The sequence below is a fragment of the Citrobacter pasteurii genome, from assembly GCF_019047765.1.
GTDB lineage: Bacteria > Pseudomonadota > Gammaproteobacteria > Enterobacterales > Enterobacteriaceae > Citrobacter > Citrobacter pasteurii.
Genome location: NZ_CP077262.1, coordinates 2,853,184 through 2,869,580, shown reverse-complemented (window position 1 = coordinate 2,869,580; position 16,397 = coordinate 2,853,184). Strand labels below are relative to the sequence as shown.

At 51.2% G+C, this 16,397-nt stretch carries 18 protein-coding genes; 6 read left to right on the top strand and 12 right to left on the bottom strand.

Translation table 11 applies throughout. The features are described 5' to 3' along the window. Positions 1–89: 89 nt before the first annotated feature. The 3 genes from ydgU to I6L54_RS13990 form a co-directional block, all read right to left on the bottom strand. The gene (gene ydgU, locus I6L54_RS24685) at positions 90–173 is read right to left on the bottom strand and encodes a small membrane protein YdgU (RefSeq protein ID WP_049259791.1); all 84 of its coding nucleotides are present in this window, start codon (positions 171–173) and stop codon (positions 90–92) included. Between the two features lie 86 nt (positions 174–259). Beyond that, entirely contained in the window at positions 260–706 is a 447-nt protein-coding gene (gene asr, locus I6L54_RS13995; RefSeq protein WP_040233870.1) for an acid resistance repetitive basic protein Asr, read from the bottom strand. A 137-nt stretch (positions 707–843) separates the two neighbouring features. Further along, positions 844–2,331 (bottom strand): carboxypeptidase M32, encoded by a 1,488-nt coding sequence (locus I6L54_RS13990; RefSeq protein WP_040233871.1) that lies wholly within the window; start codon positions 2,329–2,331, stop codon positions 844–846. A 174-nt stretch (positions 2,332–2,505) separates the two neighbouring features. Between I6L54_RS13990 and I6L54_RS13985 the strand changes: the two genes are divergently transcribed. Continuing rightward, positions 2,506–3,192, top strand: a complete 687-nt coding sequence (locus I6L54_RS13985) for a CPBP family intramembrane glutamic endopeptidase (RefSeq protein ID WP_040233872.1) — start codon at positions 2,506–2,508, stop codon at positions 3,190–3,192. Positions 3,193–3,227: 35 nt separating this feature from the next. Here the strand turns inward: I6L54_RS13985 and I6L54_RS13980 are convergent, their stop codons facing one another. Beyond that, complete coding sequence (locus tag I6L54_RS13980; RefSeq protein WP_005121165.1) at positions 3,228–4,481, bottom strand: multidrug efflux MFS transporter YnfM/SxtP(Kp); 1,254 nt, start codon at positions 4,479–4,481, stop codon at positions 3,228–3,230. Between the two features lie 158 nt (positions 4,482–4,639). On the opposite strand from I6L54_RS13980, the gene I6L54_RS13975 reads away from it, so the two are divergent. The 3 genes from I6L54_RS13975 to bioD all read left to right on the top strand — a co-directional run bounded on the left by I6L54_RS13975 (position 4,640) and on the right by bioD (position 7,708). Beyond that, positions 4,640–5,539 carry a multidrug efflux transcriptional activator YnfL/SxtR(Kp) gene (locus I6L54_RS13975; RefSeq protein WP_040233873.1) on the top strand — a complete coding sequence of 300 codons (900 nt, stop codon included), beginning with the start codon at positions 4,640–4,642 and terminating at the stop codon, positions 5,537–5,539. Between the two features lie 128 nt (positions 5,540–5,667). After that, positions 5,668–6,888: a sugar metabolism global transcriptional regulator Mlc gene (gene mlc, locus I6L54_RS13970; RefSeq protein ID WP_040233874.1), complete on the top strand. Its 1,221-nt coding sequence runs from the start codon at positions 5,668–5,670 to the stop codon at positions 6,886–6,888. Positions 6,889–7,012: 124 nt separating this feature from the next. Then, the gene (bioD, locus tag I6L54_RS13965) at positions 7,013–7,708 is read left to right on the top strand and encodes a dethiobiotin synthase (RefSeq protein ID WP_005121161.1); all 696 of its coding nucleotides are present in this window, start codon (positions 7,013–7,015) and stop codon (positions 7,706–7,708) included. Here bioD and clcB read toward each other — a convergent pair. The 6 genes from clcB to I6L54_RS13935 form a co-directional block, all read right to left on the bottom strand. Beyond that, positions 7,664–8,953, bottom strand: coding sequence for a voltage-gated ClC-type chloride channel ClcB (gene clcB / locus I6L54_RS13960; RefSeq protein ID WP_005121160.1), 1,290 nt, complete (start codon positions 8,951–8,953; stop codon positions 7,664–7,666). The two genes, bioD and clcB, sit on opposite strands and share 45 nt — an antisense overlap. 120 nt (positions 8,954–9,073) lie before the next feature. Next, a complete protein-coding gene (gene dmsD, locus I6L54_RS13955; RefSeq protein WP_040233875.1) occupies positions 9,074–9,688 on the bottom strand; it encodes a Tat proofreading chaperone DmsD in 615 nt (204 codons plus the stop codon). A 42-nt stretch (positions 9,689–9,730) separates the two neighbouring features. Further along, complete coding sequence (locus tag I6L54_RS13950; protein WP_040233876.1) at positions 9,731–10,585, bottom strand: dimethyl sulfoxide reductase anchor subunit family protein; 855 nt, start codon at positions 10,583–10,585, stop codon at positions 9,731–9,733. Position 10,586: 1 nt separating this feature from the next. Beyond that, on the bottom strand, positions 10,587–11,204 hold the full coding sequence (locus I6L54_RS13945; RefSeq protein WP_155021037.1) for a DMSO/selenate family reductase complex B subunit: 618 nt from the start codon (positions 11,202–11,204) through the stop codon (positions 10,587–10,589). Positions 11,205–11,214: 10 nt separating this feature from the next. Next, positions 11,215–13,653: a selenate/tellurate reductase subunit YnfF gene (gene ynfF, locus I6L54_RS13940; protein WP_052463729.1), complete on the bottom strand. Its 2,439-nt coding sequence runs from the start codon at positions 13,651–13,653 to the stop codon at positions 11,215–11,217. A gap of 137 nt (positions 13,654–13,790) precedes the next feature. Next, the gene (locus I6L54_RS13935) at positions 13,791–14,099 is read right to left on the bottom strand and encodes a DUF1161 domain-containing protein (protein ID WP_137378523.1); all 309 of its coding nucleotides are present in this window, start codon (positions 14,097–14,099) and stop codon (positions 13,791–13,793) included. A gap of 103 nt (positions 14,100–14,202) precedes the next feature. Between I6L54_RS13935 and I6L54_RS13930 the strand changes: the two genes are divergently transcribed. Then, complete coding sequence (locus I6L54_RS13930; RefSeq protein ID WP_005121152.1) at positions 14,203–14,913, top strand: YnfC family lipoprotein; 711 nt, start codon at positions 14,203–14,205, stop codon at positions 14,911–14,913. 6 nt (positions 14,914–14,919) lie between these two features. Here the strand turns inward: I6L54_RS13930 and speG are convergent, their stop codons facing one another. Together speG and I6L54_RS13920 are read right to left on the bottom strand one after the other, a co-directional pair. After that, on the bottom strand, positions 14,920–15,480 hold the full coding sequence (gene speG / locus I6L54_RS13925; RefSeq protein WP_040231134.1) for a spermidine N1-acetyltransferase: 561 nt from the start codon (positions 15,478–15,480) through the stop codon (positions 14,920–14,922). 37 nt (positions 15,481–15,517) lie between these two features. Next, entirely contained in the window at positions 15,518–15,859 is a 342-nt protein-coding gene (locus I6L54_RS13920) for a DUF1283 family protein (RefSeq protein ID WP_005121150.1), read from the bottom strand. A 154-nt stretch (positions 15,860–16,013) separates the two neighbouring features. Between I6L54_RS13920 and I6L54_RS13915 the strand changes: the two genes are divergently transcribed. Beyond that, complete coding sequence (locus tag I6L54_RS13915) at positions 16,014–16,340, top strand: YnfA family protein (RefSeq protein ID WP_005121149.1); 327 nt, start codon at positions 16,014–16,016, stop codon at positions 16,338–16,340. Positions 16,341–16,397 lie beyond the last annotated feature (57 nt).

Here is a 16,397-nt window from a genome sequence, read left to right as displayed (position 1 = left end):
GTGGGGAATTATGATTATTAACAGCAAACCCTCAGTTAATACTATAGACGGGACGGCGGGAAAGTGGGAGTAAAATCAGAGAACTACACTCAGGAAAGATAAAAATGCATGGCGATAAGAGCGCAAATTATCAGGGTAATAAGAATGAACTCAAAGCGGTAATGTGACACCATTTTACCCTCCGAAAAGCGGCGCTAAATCAGTCTGATTTAGCGCCGTATGCTATGGCGTGGGGGACGCCATGGTTGCTACAGATGTTTTATGCAGCCGGTTGAGCAGCTGGTTTAGCGGTTTCGTGTTTTACTGCTTTTTTGGTGTGTTTTTTAGCAGCCTGAGCTTTCTGCTCTGCGGCTGGTTTGGTTGCAACTGGTTTAGTTGCTGCTTTTTTGGTGTGTTTTTTAGCAGCCTGAGCTTTCTGCTCTACAGCTGGCTTGGTTGCTGCTTTTTTGGTGTGTTTCTTCGCAGCCTGAGCTTTCTGCTCTACAGCCGGTGTAGCTGCGGATTTTTTAGCGTGCTTTTTAGCGGCCTGTGCTTTCTGCGGAGCTGCTTTGTGCTGTTTTTTATGATGAGTGGTTTTTGCCGGTGCGGCTTTCGTGGTCGCAGCCGCAGCCGCAGTCGGAGCGGTAGTAGCAGTTGTTTCAGCAGCAAATGCAGCGGAAGACAGACCCATAGCAGCGGCAACAACCAGAGCTAATACTTTTTTCATTCTCATACCCTCGATTTGGTTTTTCATTCAACCCCACTGCGGGGCCGTTGAAATAACTATATCGCTGTAATCTCTGGGCTTCCGTGAGTCATTGGTTTCGGCGTGTAACCGTTTGTACAATGACTCACGGTATACGATTACAGATAGCGGGCTTCCAGATGGGCGCGGAAATAGCGGCTGCTCAGCGGCTCTCCGGTTGCCTGGGTAATGAGCTGTTCGGTCGTGAAACGACTGCCATGTTGCCAGATATTCTGGCGCAACCAGTCAAACAAGGCGCTAAAGTCTCCTTGCGCAATGGCGTGGTTTAAGTCTGGCAATGCACGGTTAGCTGCACTGAAAAGCTGGGCTGCATACATCGCCCCCAATGTGTACGAAGGGAAGTAGCCAAAACCACCATCGGTCCAGTGGATATCCTGCATACAGCCGTTACGGTAGTTCCCGATCGTAGAAAGCCCTAACCAGGCCTGCATTTTTTCATTCCACAAGGCAGGAATATCATCAACCTCAATGTCGCCGTTAATCAACGCACGCTCAATTTCATAACGCAGGATCACGTGAGCAGGATAGCTAACTTCGTCAGCGTCAACGCGGATAAAGCCCGGTTTGACCTGCTGGTTCCAGGCGATGAAATTGCTTTCCTCAAAGGCGGGTTGATCGCCAAAATGCCGGGTTACTGCGGGAATTAACCGTTTCAGAAACGCCGGGCTGCGGCCTAATTGCATTTCAAAGAACAGGCTCTGAGATTCATGGATGGCGGTTGATCGTGCCAGAGCAATAGGTTGTCCTGCCCAGTTCTGAGGTAAATTTTGCTCATAACGCGCATGACCTGTCTCATGAATGACGCCAAATAACGCGCTGAGCAGTTCGTTTTCATCATAGCGGGTGGTAATCCGGACATCTTGCGGTACGCCACCGCAGAACGGATGTGCACTGATGTCCAGGCGCCCCGCGGTAAAATCAAAACCTAACTGCGCCATGGTTTCAAGACCCAGCTCACGCTGAACTGCAGTCGGGAAGGGGGCTGTCGGGGCGATAAGTGATTGCTGTGATTGTTTTGCCACCACCTTATTGAGCAATTCGGGTAGCCAGCTCTTGATGTCGGCAAAGAGAATATCCAGCCGGGCGCTGGTCATCTCTGGTTCAAAGACATCCAGCAATGCGTCGTAGGGCGAACATCCTTTCGCTTCTGCACGCAGTCGGGCTTCTTCGCGGCTGTACTTAACCACCTCTTTCAGGTTTTCAGCAAAACCTTCCCAGTCATTGGCAGGGCGTTGGCTGCGCCAGGCATGTTCGCAACGACTACCCGCCAGTGATTTCGCTTCTACCAGTGATTCGGGTAGCAAGGACGCTTGATGATGTAGCCGTGACATTTCGCGCAGATTGGCCTGCTCGACATCGTTCAGGTCTTCCTGCTGTGCGGCGGCGATCCACTTTGCCACGTTGGCATCGGTTAACAGTTGATGTTCAAGCACGCTCAGTTCAGCCAGCGCTTCACCCCGGGCTTTGCTACCGCCAGGCGGCATCATGGTAAACATGTCCCAACTGGCGATTGCCGAGAGGTGGGAAAAGCGAGAGAGGCGCTGGAACGTGCGGGTAAGTTGATGGTAATTATCACTGTTACTCATTTTTTGTTCTCGTTCTGTTGGACCAGATTTCAGAGTCTAACGCGATTTCGCAAATTAACCCATTCATCATAGGTGATGGGAATTTTGGTAGCTTGTAAATGATAATGATACTTTTTATCATGATTGTGTGTTGTTCAGATAACGAGAACATTTCATTTTATCCAAGGAGCAGGTGTGCAACAGGAAGTCAGTAGTGAATATATCGCAAGGACAAAAGCGGTGGCTGGTTGTTTCTCTATGTTTTTGTTGATGTTCGGCCTCACATTTTCCCCATTATTTTTCCCTGCCAGTCACGACTTGCTCGCCAAAGGATTACTTTTCCCGCTGCTGTTTACACTGGAATTCGTCGTCCTGGTGCCGTTGTATTACGTTTTCTTCAGAAAAAGAGACGGTCTCGGGAAAGGAACATTCAACGCCCGGTGGTTTGCCATATTGTTTGTTGCGCTGCTGATTGTGCAGCTAGTTCTGCCCTGGGTATTGGGGATCAGAAAGACCGAAGAATGGGTGACAAGCCAGGTCTCACTGAACAGCTACGCGCTTTGGTTATCCAGTCTAACGCTGATATTGCTTGCACCCGTGTATGAAGAAATCATCTTCAGGGGCTGCCTGTTCAATGCCTTTCAGTACTGGTTCAATAATAAAACAGGATTGTCGTCAGTGGTGGTGTCGGCTATTTTCGCCGTGATGCATACACAGTATGTGGATCTGAGAACGTTATTGATGTTGTTTATTGTGTCCCAGGTTTTGATCCTGGCGAGGCTGAAAAGTAACGGTTTACTGATGCCGATTATGCTACATATTTTGATGAACGGTACGGTAATTGCTCTGCAGATTAGCGCCCAGACGTTTATGTTATCGTGAGATGTTTATAATGCCCGGTCTTCGGGCATCATTGATTATGCGTGCAGACGTTGGTGCAAACGGGCACCAACCAATAGCGCCAGCACCAACATCAGTGCGATAAACCCGCCCACGCCATTCCAGCCATAGCTATGCCAGAAAACACCCCCTAGTGTACCGGCAATGCTTGAGCCCAGGTAATAGCTGAACAGGTACAGTGAAGAGGCCTGGCCTTTAGCGCGTTTGGCTCGCGGTCCGATCCAACTACTGGCCACGGAATGCGCCGCAAAAAAGCCGGCTGAAAAGAGCAACATACCGGCAAAAATCAGCCATAACGAGGTAAACAGAGTCATTATTAGCCCGAACAACATCACGCCTGTCGAGAACAACATTACCGGGCCGCGCCCATAACGGGTGGTCATGGAACCGGCTTTTGGTGAGCTCCAGGTGCCGGTAAGATAAGCCACAGACAACAAACCGACGACAGCCTGGCTCAGCGCCCAGGGGGACAGCATCAGACGGTAGCCGATGTAGTTAAACAGTGTGACAAACGACCCCATCAGCAAGAACCCTTCTGCGAACAACAGCGGAAGTCCTCTGTCACGCCAGTGCAAACGGAAGTTGATAAATAACGTTTTAGGCCGTAACGATGTTGGTCTGAAGTGCCGTGATTCCGGTAAGATCTTCCAGAACATTAGCGCGGAGGCGAGGGCAAAGCAGCCAATAGCCGCCAGAGCGATTCGCCAGTTAAAAAAGTCAGTAAACACGCCGCTAATCAAACGACCACTCATACCACCAATCGAGTTTCCGCTGATGTATAAACCCATTGAGAATGCAACAAAGCTCGGGTGAATTTCTTCACTCAAATAGGTCATTCCCACGGCCGCTACGCCGCTCAGTGACAGTCCGATCAGCGCACGCATGATTAAAATACCGTGCCAACTGGTCATCATTGTAGAAAGCAGCGTACAGCAGGAGGCCAACAGCAGCGCGGTTACCATTACCGGTTTACGCCCTATGGCGTCGGAAAGTGGGCCGGTAAACAGTAAGCCGATTGCCAGCATGGCCGTTGAGATGGAAAGCGAAATACTGCTGCTGGCAGGCGATACGCCAAACTCATGCGACAGCACGGGCAGTATGGGCTGTACGCAATAAAGAAGGGCAAATGTCGCCAGACCGGCAGAAAAAAGCGCCAGCGTGACGCGCATAAAAGGGGATGTACCGCGTTTAATAAAACCATCCGGCACAGTGACTATCTGTTCGTCAACATCGCTCGCCGGAGCGGTATCGACAGTAGTTGTACGACTCACTTAAAATCCTTGCTCAATCATTTGCATCTATACCCTGCGTATTTCAAGCCGCGCAATGCGACGTGAAATCCATGGGGTCTACAGGACCAGCCTTAAGAGTATGAAAATCACAATATTCTGTCTAATATATTAATAATCTCAAATAATATTTTATAAATATGAATATTGAACTGCGTCACCTACGTTACTTTGTGGCAGTTGCGGAAGAGCTGCATTTTGGTCGTGCAGCGGCACGACTGAATATTTCGCAACCTCCGTTGAGTCAGCAGATCCAGATCCTCGAACAGCAGGTGGGTGCACGGCTACTGGCGCGGACTAACCGCAGCGTGGCGCTTACCGCTGCCGGAAAACAGTTTCTGGCGGACAGCCGGCAAATCCTGGTGCTGGTAAATGAGGCTGCCGCCCGTGCTGAACGATTACATCTGGGAGAGTCAGGGGAACTGCGCATCGGTTTTACGTCATCAGCCCCGTTTATTAAGGCAGTGTCCGATACGCTGTCTTTTTTTCGCCAATGCTATCCTGCGGTGCATCTGCAAACCCGTGAAATGAATACGCGCGAGCAAATTGCCCCGCTCAACGAGGGAACACTGGATTTTGGGCTCCTGCGCAATACGCAACTACCGGACACGCTGGCGCGGGAGGTCATTTTGCATGAGCCGCTGATGGCGATGATCCCACGCGCACATCCTCTGGCGCAAAAGCCGGTGGTGACGCTGGCGGAGCTGGCAAACGAGCCGTTTGTCTTTTTTGATCCGCATGTTGGAACGGGGTTGTATGACGATATTCTCGGCCTGATGCGCCGTTATGATCTGAAACCAACCATCGCCCAGGAGGTCGGTGAGGCGATGACCATCATTGGACTGGTGGCAGCAGGGTTAGGGGTTTCCATTTTGCCAGCCTCTTTTAAGCGGGTGCAATTGTATGAAATGTGTTGGATCCCTATTGCCGAAGACGATGCGGTCTCCGAAATGTGGTTGGTGTGGCCGAAGCATCATGAACAAAGCCACGCAGCGCAACGTTTTCGCCAGCAGCTTTTAGCCGCGGTGCAGCGCGGTTAATTTAGTTTAAAAATGGTCGAAAATGTGCAGTAAATCACAAGGCTAAGCAAAAAGTTGACGGAAGCCATTGAAGTGCTTCACCATAGTCTACAGATTATTTCGGAGCGCGAAAATAAAGGGAGTAAGTGGTGGTTGCTGATAGTCAGCCTGGGCATATCGATCAAATTAAGCAGACCAATGCGGGCGCGGTTTATCGTCTGATTGATCAGCTGGGACCGGTATCGCGTATTGATCTCTCTCGCCTGGCACAATTGGCACCTGCCAGTATTACCAAAATTGTCCGAGAAATGCTGGAAGCGCATTTGGTGCAGGAGCTGGAAATAAAAGAAGCCGGTAACTGCGGACGTCCGGCGGTTGGGCTGGTTGTCGAAACAGAAGCCTGGCATTACCTTTCTATTCGTATTAGTCGTGGCGAGATTTTCCTGGCGCTGCGCGATCTGAGCAGCAAACTTGTGGTAGAGGATTGTCTTGAAATGGCGCTGATCAGCGAGACATCGTTACTGGAACGGGTTGTTGCGCAAGTCGATCAGTTTTTTATTCGTCACCAGCAAAAACTCGAACGCCTGACTTCCATCGCAATTACATTACCCGGCATTATTGATACCGAGAACGGTATCGTACATCGTATGCCGTTCTATGATGACGTCAAAGAGATGCCGCTCGGCGAAACGCTGGAGCGGCATACCGGCGTGCCGGTATACATTCAGCACGATATCAGCGCCTGGACCATGGCCGAAGCGCTGTTTGGTGCATCACGCGGGGCGCGTGATGTTATTCAGGTGGTCATCGATCACAACGTGGGTGCAGGGGTGATCACTGATGGTCATTTACTGCATGCAGGCAGCAGCAGCCTGGTCGAAATAGGTCATACGCAGGTGGACCCTTACGGCAAACGTTGCTACTGCGGTAATCATGGGTGTCTGGAAACGATCGCCAGCGTCGACAGTGTGCTGGAACTGGCGCAGGTGCGACTGAAGCAGTCAATGAGCTCCTCTCTGCACGGACAACCGTTGACAGTAGACGCACTGTGTCAGGCGGCCATGCAGGGCGATTTATTGGCGAAAGATATTATTAACGGCGTTGGAACTCATGTCGGTCGTATCCTGGCCATCATGGTGAATTTGTTCAACCCGCAAAAGATATTGATAGGATCTCCACTCAGTAAAGCCGCTGACATTTTGTTCCCGACGATTGCTGACAGCATTCGTCAACAGGCGCTTCCGGCCTACAGCCAGCACATTGTTGTCGAAAGTACGCAATTTTCTAATCAGGGGACGATGGCGGGGGCAGCCCTCGTGAAAGACGCGATGTATAACGGTTCTTTGTTGATTCGTCTATTACAGGGTTAACATTTTTTAACTGTTGTACGAAAAATTGCGCTATCTCAAGCTGGTTCTGGCCGTCATACCTTAGACTTTCTCCACTGTTTTATTTTCCTGACTTATATTTTCAGAGCATACGGTGGAGTTAGTGATGCTGAAGCGTTTCTTTATTACAGGTACAGACACTTCTGTTGGGAAGACCGTGGTTTCCCGCGCATTACTACAAGCGTTAGCGTCAGGGGGTAAACGTGTGGCGGGTTACAAACCCGTCGCCAAAGGCAGCAAAGAGACACCGGAAGGTATGCGCAATAAAGATGCACTGGTGCTGCAAAGCGTGTCATCCATCGAACTGCCGTACGAGGCGATTAACCCTATCGCGCTGAGCGAAGACGAAAGTAGCGTGGCACATAGCGGTCCTGTTAACTACACCCTGTTATCCAATGGACTTGCCAGCCTGAGTGAGAAGGTTGATCACGTTGTTGTTGAAGGCACCGGTGGCTGGCGTAGTTTGATGAACGATCTGCGTCCGTTATCGGAGTGGGTGGTACAGGAGCAACTCCCGGTTCTGATGGTGGTGGGTATTCAGGAAGGCTGTATTAACCATGCCATTCTTACCGCACAGGCGATTGCCAGTGACGGGCTGCCGTTGATTGGCTGGGTAGCGAACCGTATTAACCCAGGATTGGCGCATTATGCCGAAATCATCGACGTGCTAAGCAAAAAATTACCGGCACCGTTGATGGGGGAATTGCCTTATTTGCCACGTGCAGAGCAGCGCGAGCTTTCTCAGTATATTCGTCTGTCAATGCTCGGCAGCGTGTTGTCTGTAGATAGAGTCATGGCGTAACGTTCGCGACAGCACTGACGCCACGACGCAAGCAATCAACAGGCCGGGGAGCAGTCGATACTCCCCGGTCATTTCACAGACCATCAATGTCGACATAATGGGAGCATGGGTCGTCGCCGCCAGCAGTGTGGCCATTCCTGTTAAACCCAACAGTACCGCTATTTCATCCGTCCCCGGAAGCCAGAATCCCCATACCCGACCCAGTAACATACCGATCGATAAACCGACGAACAGCGTTGGTGTAAACACGCCGCCGGGTGCTCCTGAACCGCTACTGGCGAGTACGGCCAGCAATTTGCAAATGAAAATCCCACTGACGACGGCGAGCAAAGGAGGAGAGAGTAAATACGATTGTACCACGCTGTAGCCGTTGCCCCACACCGCAGGCGTAAGTAGCGACAACAGGCCAACGATCAGCCCGCCCAGGGCTAACTGGCCTGGTGGTGCGAGTTTTAAGCGTAAAAAGCCGTTGTGGCTGGTGGTCATAAGCCACATAAAGAGAGGTCCGCAGAGACCCGCTAACAGGCCAGTACTGATAATCATCACATATTCCAGCACATGCAGTTCCCGTGTCAGATGAACGGTATACAGCAGCGCGTTGCTGTCGCTAAGCGCATTGGTGGTTAACAATGCGACGACGGCGGAGACAACCACCGGCCCTAATGAGGCGAGGATCAACGTGCCAAACAGCACTTCGGCAATAAATAAGCTACCCGCCAACGGAGCGTGATACGCACCAGCCATACCCGCAGCCGCCCCGCAGGCAATCCATAATTTCCATTCCGAACGCGGTGTGAAGCGTTGTGCGAAGCATGAGGCCGCCAATGCGGCCAATAAAATCATTGCTCCTTCACGACCAATGGCGCTACCGCTCGCCACCACCACCAAAGAGGCCAGCGATTTCACCAGACTTGCGCTGACGTCGAACTGTCCGTCAGTCTGCAGGGCTTCCATATAATCTGTGGGGGCCTGTGGGCGTAAGCGATTAAATTTTTGCCAGCCCCAGAGCAAAAGTCCAGCCGCCAGACCACCGAGCGCGGGTGTCAGCATGCGTCTGAACGGCGGCAGATTTGTCGCGGCGTTGACCAGACTTCCCGTATCGTTACTCAGGAACAGCCATTCAAGCAATTGCATCGCATGACGAAATCCTGCAACGGCCAGGGCTGAAAGGATACCAATCAGTGCGGCGATCAGTAGACGCCGAAACAGAGTACGCAGATCAGGATAAGCATGTAAACGATGCATGGGTTGCCAGACAGGAAAATTCAGACGGCCTATTTTGCGGGTAATTAGCCGCAGAAGCAAAAGCTCAGCGTGCGAAACTCAGTGGGAAATGGGCAGGAAATATCCTGCCCGTGGGTGACATTAACGGAACAATGGTTTTTCTGCCACCGGAACTAATAACTGCGACTGCCATTGCGCCAGCGTCAGGCGTGCCAGTTTACCCAACGCCTGGTAGAATGGATGGTTTGCCTTCTCGATAAAAACGTCGAGGAAGCGAGCCGACCACGGCAGCAGATGCCAGGCCAGCAATTGTTCACATTCGGTGTGGCGGCCATTTTCGGCAAGCCAGGCGGTTAGCAGTAACAGCGAGCCAAAGTGATCTTCTGGCTCATTCTGTTGCAGCGCAAACTGAATGCCGTTGTCGCGCATCCATTGACGTAACGCCAGCGTGGAATCACCAAACAACACGTTTTCGCGATCCAGCCAGACCGAACCCCAGGGAGGGGATGGCAAAGCGTAGGGGCCGATAAACAAACGTTGCCAGGCTTGTGGGAGCGTTTCATCGCTATCTGTCTGCATCTGTGCAGCCAGTGGCGACAACGTAGCATCCGGCAGCGGCCACTGTGCTTGCCAGCCATCAGCTTTTAACGCACTGACCATCGCAGATGCTTCAGCGCTATCTGGCGCATAGTAGAACAATGCGCCCAGAACGCGCGCAGCGGTTGAAAAGTTGTCACATTGTGAAAAATGGGTCATGCAAACAATCCTGAACAGTGCGGGTTGCCCCGCACCCGAGAGTTAACCTGCAACAGCCATTCCGACTGTCATATGCAAACCATAAAATAAACCACGACCAATGATTTCACCGGCCAGGACTAAAATTAAACCTAACGCCAGCCCAGCGGCATGCGGGTCTTTACGGCGGATAAGCGGGCATATCCAGCACCCAAGACCTGCGGCCAATAAGACGATGCGCCACACCTGTAAGCGGCCGTAGTCAGGTACCAGCGCATTGGCGAATTGCACCGAACTGTGGATTGTGCCGAGGGAAAGTCCCTGCAGGACAATCACACCCGCACTAACCAGCAACGCCAGCACACTTATCCCCGCGAACACGTTGGCATTAAAAGGAACACCAGCCGCACGCAGTAGCAGACCGGCAAAGAGTGGCCCGCTCAGAAGCATGGTCATGAAAAAGGCCACCGTAGTGTAACCATTATACCAGGTCGGGACGGTATCTATCTGGTAAACGTTAGTCATCGCCCAGACAAACACCACGCCCAGCAGCATGCTTACCAGCAGCCATATTTTACCTAATACAGCAGGCATTTTACCGAGAACAGCGACCAGCCACCATAAACCACCGACGGCAAAAAATAGCGAACCGCTGGCAATTTCATTACTTAGCGCTGACTCACCGACTCTGTTCAGCGAATTAAATGCGCGTAACGGAGACCCCAAATGCATAACCGAGGCCAGGAATGCGATGCCCATTACCAGCCAAAGAAAAAACATACTGCGAACAATGCGCTGCCTTACAACATCGTCTTTGGCGGCAAACCAACCCAGCCCACTGACGATTAGCGCGCCTGCCACGCATTGGCCCAGAACCGTGAACAGTACCAACGGCCATTCATGCCATCCATTTCCCATTTTAGACCTCCTTCGGATTAGCCAGATAACCCGTGGTATCCCCGGTCGGGCGGCTATTGGCATTTGGTTTGATGACGATGCTCGGTTTGGTAAAGTGCGCGCCAGGGAGCGGCGCAACCGCGGCCAGGGTGCCGTGTTTTTTACGCAGTTCCTCTATCGGGCCGAAGTCCAGCGCACGCAGCGGGCAGGATTCGACACAGATGGGTTTCTTACCCTCAGCAACACGTTCATGACAGCCATCGCACTTGGTCATGTGTCCTTTGGCGGCATTGTATTGCGGTGCGCCATACGGGCAGGCCATGTGGCAATAGCGACAGCCAATGCACACGTCTTCATCCACGACCACAAAACCATCTTCACGTTTGTGCATCGCGCCGCTTGGACACACCTTGGTACAGGCCGGGTCTTCACAGTGGTTACACGCAATGGAGAGGTAGTAGGCGAAAACGTTCTGGTGCCAGACACCGTTATCTTCCTGCCAGTTACCGCCTGCGTATTCGTAAATACGGCGGAAACTGACGTCCGGCGTTAAATTTTTGAAGTCTTTGCAGGCCAGTTCGCAAGTTTTACAACCGGTGCAACGGGCGGAGTCGATAAAAAATCCGTATTGAGTCGTCATGGATTACACCTTACGCCTTTTCAACCTGAACGAGATTACTGTGGGATGGATTCCCCTTCGCTAACGGAGAAGGACGATGTGACGTGAGAATGTTAATAGAGCCACCGTGATCGATCTGGTCACCAAACATATCAGCATTGAGCCATGCGCCCTGGCCGATGGCTGTCACGCCGGGCAAAATACGCGGTGTGACTTTTGCGGCGATCAGCATCTGACCATTGCTGTTAAACACCCGTACCGTATCGCCGTGATGAATGCCACGTGAACGAGCATCGACGGGGTTAATCCAGATTTCCTGCGGGCATGCCTGTTGTAGAACATCAATGTTGCCGTAGCTTGAGTGAGTTCGCGCCTTATAGTGGAATCCGGTGAGCTGTAGCGGATACGTTTTGCGTTTGGGGTCGTCCCAGCCGTCAAAGCCTGGCGCATAAGCCGGTAGCGGATGCACAATCTCGTCTTGTTTGAGTTCCCATGTCTCGGCAATGGTGGCCAGTCTTTCAGAGTAAATCTCAATTTTCCCTGATGGCGTTTTCAATGGGTTTGCCGCGGGATCTTCGCGGAATGAGCGGAAGGCGACATAGTGTTCCTCCGGGCATTTTTTCTTGAAAATACCGGTCGTTTTCATCTCTTCGTAATCCGGCATTTCCGGGTTACGTTCTTTGGTTTTGGCATGCAGATATTTCACCCACTCGTGTTGGGTGCGGCCTTCCGTGAATTTTTGATAGACGTCCGGGCCCAGGCGTTTAGCGACTTCACTTAACATCCAGTAGATGGGTTTTCGTTCAAATTTAGGTGAGGTAGCGGGCTGTCCGAGGATCACATAGCCCATATTCCCGGCGGACTCATGTGAAATGAGGTCTTCCTGTTCAGTAGGCATCAGATCCGGCAGCAGGATGTCGCAGTACTTCGCCGATGCGGTCATAAAGTGCTCAATGCCGACAATCATTTCGCACTTACTGTCATCCTGTAAAACGTCATGAGTATGAGCAATATTGCCATGCTGGTTGATGAGCGTATTACTGGCATAGCACCAGATAAACTTGATAGGCACATCCAGTTTATCTTTGCCGCGTACACCGTCGCGGGTGGCTGTCATTTCTGCGCCATGATCGATAGCATCCGTCCAGGTGAACACCGATATCTGTGTTTTGACCGGGTTCTCTAACATGGAGAACCATTCAACGCCCAGATCCCAGGTCCCTTCACGCATACCGGAGTTACCGCCGTTAATTCCCACGTTTCCTGTCAAAACAGAGAGCATGGTGATTGCTCGGGCTGTCTGTTCACCGTTGGAATGGCGTTGCGGTCCCCAGCCCTGACAGATGTAAGCAGGTTTTGCCGAACCGATTTCACGCGCTAACTGGATGATTTTGTCTGCAGGGATGCTGGTAATCTGAGATGCCCATTGCGGTGTTTTGGCAATTGCGTCCGGGCCGTCACCTAATATATAGGCCTTGTAGTGCGCATTACGCGGTGCGCTGGCGGGGAGAGTGGTTTCATCGTAGCCGACGCAGTATTTATCAAGGAAAGGTTTATCAATCAGATCTTCTGTGATCAGCACCCAGGCGATTGCGGCGGCCAGTGCAGCATCCGTCCCTGGGCGAATAGGCAGCCATTCATCTTCACGACCTGCGGCGGTGTCGTTGTAGCGTGGATCAATAACGATCATTCTGGCATTTGACCGCTCACGTGCCTGCTCGACATACCAGGTTACGCCACCGCCGCTCATACGCGTTTCGGCTGGATTATTACCAAACATCACAACCAGCTTTGTGTTGGCGATATCGTCGGGGCTGTTACCGTCGTTAGCACCAAACATGTATCCCATGGCGGCGCTGATTTGTGCGGTGCTGTAACTCCCGTAACGGCTTAGATAGCCACCACAGGAATTCATCAAACGGTAGGGGACGTTGGAGTTCGTGATATTACCGCCATCCACACCGGTACCGTAAAGAACGTGAACGGCTTCATTACCGTAATCATGCAAGATACGCTTCAGATTGCCGGCAACGGTATCCAGCGCTTCATCCCAACTGATACGCTCGAATTTACCTTCACCACGTTTACCAACGCGTTTCATCGGGTATTTGAGGCGGTCAGGGTGGTTCATACGACGGCGAATCGAACGACCACGCAAGCAGGCGCGAACCTGGTGGTTACCGTAGGTATCATCACCGGTCGTGTCAGATTCAACCCAGTAGACTGCATCATCTTTCACATGCAGACGTAAAAGGCAACGGCTGCCGCAGTTAACCGTACAGGAACTCCAGACAGCCTTATCTTCAACAGGTTGCACTGATTGCTGTACTGCAGCAGCAGCGGCACGAATACCAAAGGGTAGTGACAGGCCACCGGCAGCAAGTGCCAGTGAACCTATAGCCGAGGATTTCACTAACGTCCTGCGGCTAATACCTCCATATTGCTCATCTTCAGACATAACCCACTCCATTGTAATTGTCGTTATATATATTGTTTTATAACGAAATAACTAGCTTGCTAACAATGAAGTTGAGTCTACCTATTTAGAGGTAAATCTTATTAATGCATATCAAACAGGAGTGACCCTCCGCGAACGGAGGGTAAAATTTATTGCGGCTCAGCCACGTGACCGTCCTGAGAAGGGCTACTGTTTGCGGGCGCGTTACCGCTGTTGGTTCGGGTATAGAGGATCTTGTGCGTATCATTAGCACAATGACCGACCACCAGTGAATCAGGCTGATCGGCCTGATCATTAGGAACAATATTCAACGTGAAACTGGATTCCGCGACACCATTATTAATAATGCGCTGTTCGATATCACTCTTCACGCGCTCACATGACGCGGGCGCCGCCAGGATCTGCGGGGAAGCGACCAGTAATAAGCTCGCGGCAATTCCTGTTATGTATTTCATCATCAACTCCTTTCGTGATCGACATAAACTAAGATTAGCATTTCTGGTGTAAATAACTGTATTTGCTAATATGATTGAGAATTATCTTCTTATCCCGGTGAAAAATGTGAAGAAACAGACCCTGTTAGGTTTCCTGTGTATCGTGTTGGTTGGGTGTGATAACGCCAAAGGGCTGGTGTCCTTTACGCCGGAAATGGCCAGCTTCTCCAATGAATTTGATTTTGATCCGCTACGCGGCCCAGTGAAAGATTTTAGTCAGACACTGCTCAACGACAAAGGCGAAGTGACTAAGCGCGTCACAGGTACGCTCTCACAGGAAGGCTGTTTTGATACGCTGGAATTGCATGATGTCGAAAATAATACGGGTATGGCATTAGTGCTGGATGCGAACTTCTATCGGGACGCCGAAACGCTGGAAAAACGGATCCGTTTACAAGGGAAATGCCAACTGGCGGAACTGCCTTCGGCGGGGGTAGTGTGGGATACCGACGATAACGGTTTTGTTGTGTCCGCCACGGGAAAAGAGATGAAGGTGCAGTACCGGTATGACGCGGAAGGCTACCCGCTCGGTAAAACCACCATCAGTAAGGACAATACGCTGCAGGTTGAGGCTAAACCGTCAGTCGATCCATTGAAAAAACTGGATTACACGGCAGTAAGCATACTGAACGATCACCCTTTAGGTAACGTCAAACAAACCTGTAAGTATGATTCGTATGCTAATCCGGTCAACTGCCAGCTGGTTATCGTTGACGAAAGCGTAAAGCCGGCAGTTGAGCATCATTACTCGATTGAAAACACCATTGATTACTACTAACCGCTTTTACTGAGCGGTAGGTTGTAACAGGCTGGAACCCGGTGTTTTGTGATCGGCCAGATATTGCTGTTGGAAGATACACATACGGATAGTGTTGCGGTATTGGCCGTTGATAAAGAATTCATGAATCAGCTCGCCTTCGACCATAAAGCCGAGTTTACGGTAGATGTGGATAGCTTTTTCGTTCTCTTTATCAACGATCAGATACAGCTTATACAAGTTGAGTACGGTAAAACCGTAATCCATCGCCAGCTTTGCCGCGCGCGTTGCCAGTCCTTTGCCCTGATAATCAGGGGAAATAATGATCTGAAATTCAGCCCGGCGGTGCACATGGTTTATTTCAACCAGCTCCACCAGCCCGGCTTTCTCACCGTCACACTCGACCACAAAACGGCGTTCACTTTGGTCGTGAATGTGTTTGTCATACAGGTCTGACAGCTCAACAAACGCTTCGTAAGGTTCTTCAAACCAGTAGCGCATGACGCTGGCGTTGTTATCAAGCTGATGGACGAAACGTAAATCTTCACGCTCCAGCGGGCGCAGATTTACACTGAGGGCGCTTGCCATATCGTATCCTTTCAATATCTTCTGGTGAGCACAATGATTATGGGGCAACGGTGCGGCCAGTGCGGCGATCGAGACAACGCAGGGTGTTAGGCTCCCAATACGCATTCAGGTTCGCGCTTTGTTCGCATTTATCACGGTTATCAAAAGCAGCGTCGGCTTTGTCCCACTCTTTCTCTGTACGCTTGTTGACTTTCTGACGCAACTGACGCGTATCGTTCCATTGTTCCTTTTCCATTGCAGCCTGTTGACGACTTTGCGCACTGTCCCCGGACTCTATGACCAGTTTACTGGTTTCAGCAAATACGGAAGAGGTGTACACGGCCGCCGCCAGCGTCAGCATGGCCGTCAGACACAGGCGTTTGGTCAGTGTAATTTTCATGGCGAATTCCTTTAATGAGAAAGGGAAAAAAACGATAAAACAGGGTTAAATTCTACACTATTCCTGCGCCAGGGCATACCCACTGGGCGCATATGGATACGTTGGACATATTCTGTCGTATTATGGTTAAACCGAAGGTAACTGAATAACTCCAATGCTTAAGACAACATTACTTTTCTTCGTCACCGCGTTATGCGAAATCATTGGCTGCTTTTTACCCTGGCTCTGGCTTAAGCGTGGGGCGACGGCCTGGTTGCTGGTTCCCGCTGGGGTGTCATTAGCGCTGTTCGTCTGGTTGCTGACGCTACATCCGGCGGCGAGCGGGCGGGTATATGCCGCGTATGGTGGTGTCTACGTGGTGACTGCACTGCTCTGGTTACGCATTGTCGATGGCGTAAAACTGAGCCTGTACGACTGGTCCGGCGCGTTAGTGGCACTGTGTGGGATGTTGATCATCGTGGCCGGATGGGGGCGCGCATAGCGCCTTTTTTGTGATCGGTGAGCGCTTTTTTGATCTTCATACTTGTATGGTAGTAGT

Excerpts from the sequence above, each read along its gene's own strand:
- ydgU (WP_049259791.1), bottom strand. The coding sequence starts at position 173 with ATGGTGTCACATTACCGCTTTGAGTTCATTCTTATTACCCTGATAATT.
- asr (WP_040233870.1), bottom strand. The coding sequence starts at position 706 with ATGAAAAAAGTATTAGCTCTGGTTGTTGCCGCTGCTATGGGTCTGTCT.
- I6L54_RS13990 (WP_040233871.1), bottom strand. The coding sequence starts at position 2,331 with ATGAGTAACAGTGATAATTACCATCAACTTACCCGCACGTTCCAGCGC.
- I6L54_RS13975 (WP_040233873.1), top strand. The coding sequence starts at position 4,640 with ATGAATATTGAACTGCGTCACCTACGTTACTTTGTGGCAGTTGCGGAA.
- bioD (WP_005121161.1), top strand. The coding sequence starts at position 7,013 with ATGCTGAAGCGTTTCTTTATTACAGGTACAGACACTTCTGTTGGGAAG.
- clcB (WP_005121160.1), bottom strand. The coding sequence starts at position 8,953 with ATGCATCGTTTACATGCTTATCCTGATCTGCGTACTCTGTTTCGGCGT.
- dmsD (WP_040233875.1), bottom strand. The coding sequence starts at position 9,688 with ATGACCCATTTTTCACAATGTGACAACTTTTCAACCGCTGCGCGCGTT.
- I6L54_RS13950 (WP_040233876.1), bottom strand. The coding sequence starts at position 10,585 with ATGGGAAATGGATGGCATGAATGGCCGTTGGTACTGTTCACGGTTCTG.
- I6L54_RS13945 (WP_155021037.1), bottom strand. The coding sequence starts at position 11,204 with ATGACGACTCAATACGGATTTTTTATCGACTCCGCCCGTTGCACCGGT.
- ynfF (WP_052463729.1), bottom strand. The coding sequence starts at position 13,653 with ATGGAGTGGGTTATGTCTGAAGATGAGCAATATGGAGGTATTAGCCGC.
- I6L54_RS13935 (WP_137378523.1), bottom strand. The coding sequence starts at position 14,099 with ATGATGAAATACATAACAGGAATTGCCGCGAGCTTATTACTGGTCGCT.
- speG (WP_040231134.1), bottom strand. The coding sequence starts at position 15,480 with ATGGCAAGCGCCCTCAGTGTAAATCTGCGCCCGCTGGAGCGTGAAGAT.
- I6L54_RS13920 (WP_005121150.1), bottom strand. The coding sequence starts at position 15,859 with ATGAAAATTACACTGACCAAACGCCTGTGTCTGACGGCCATGCTGACG.
- I6L54_RS13915 (WP_005121149.1), top strand. The coding sequence starts at position 16,014 with ATGCTTAAGACAACATTACTTTTCTTCGTCACCGCGTTATGCGAAATC.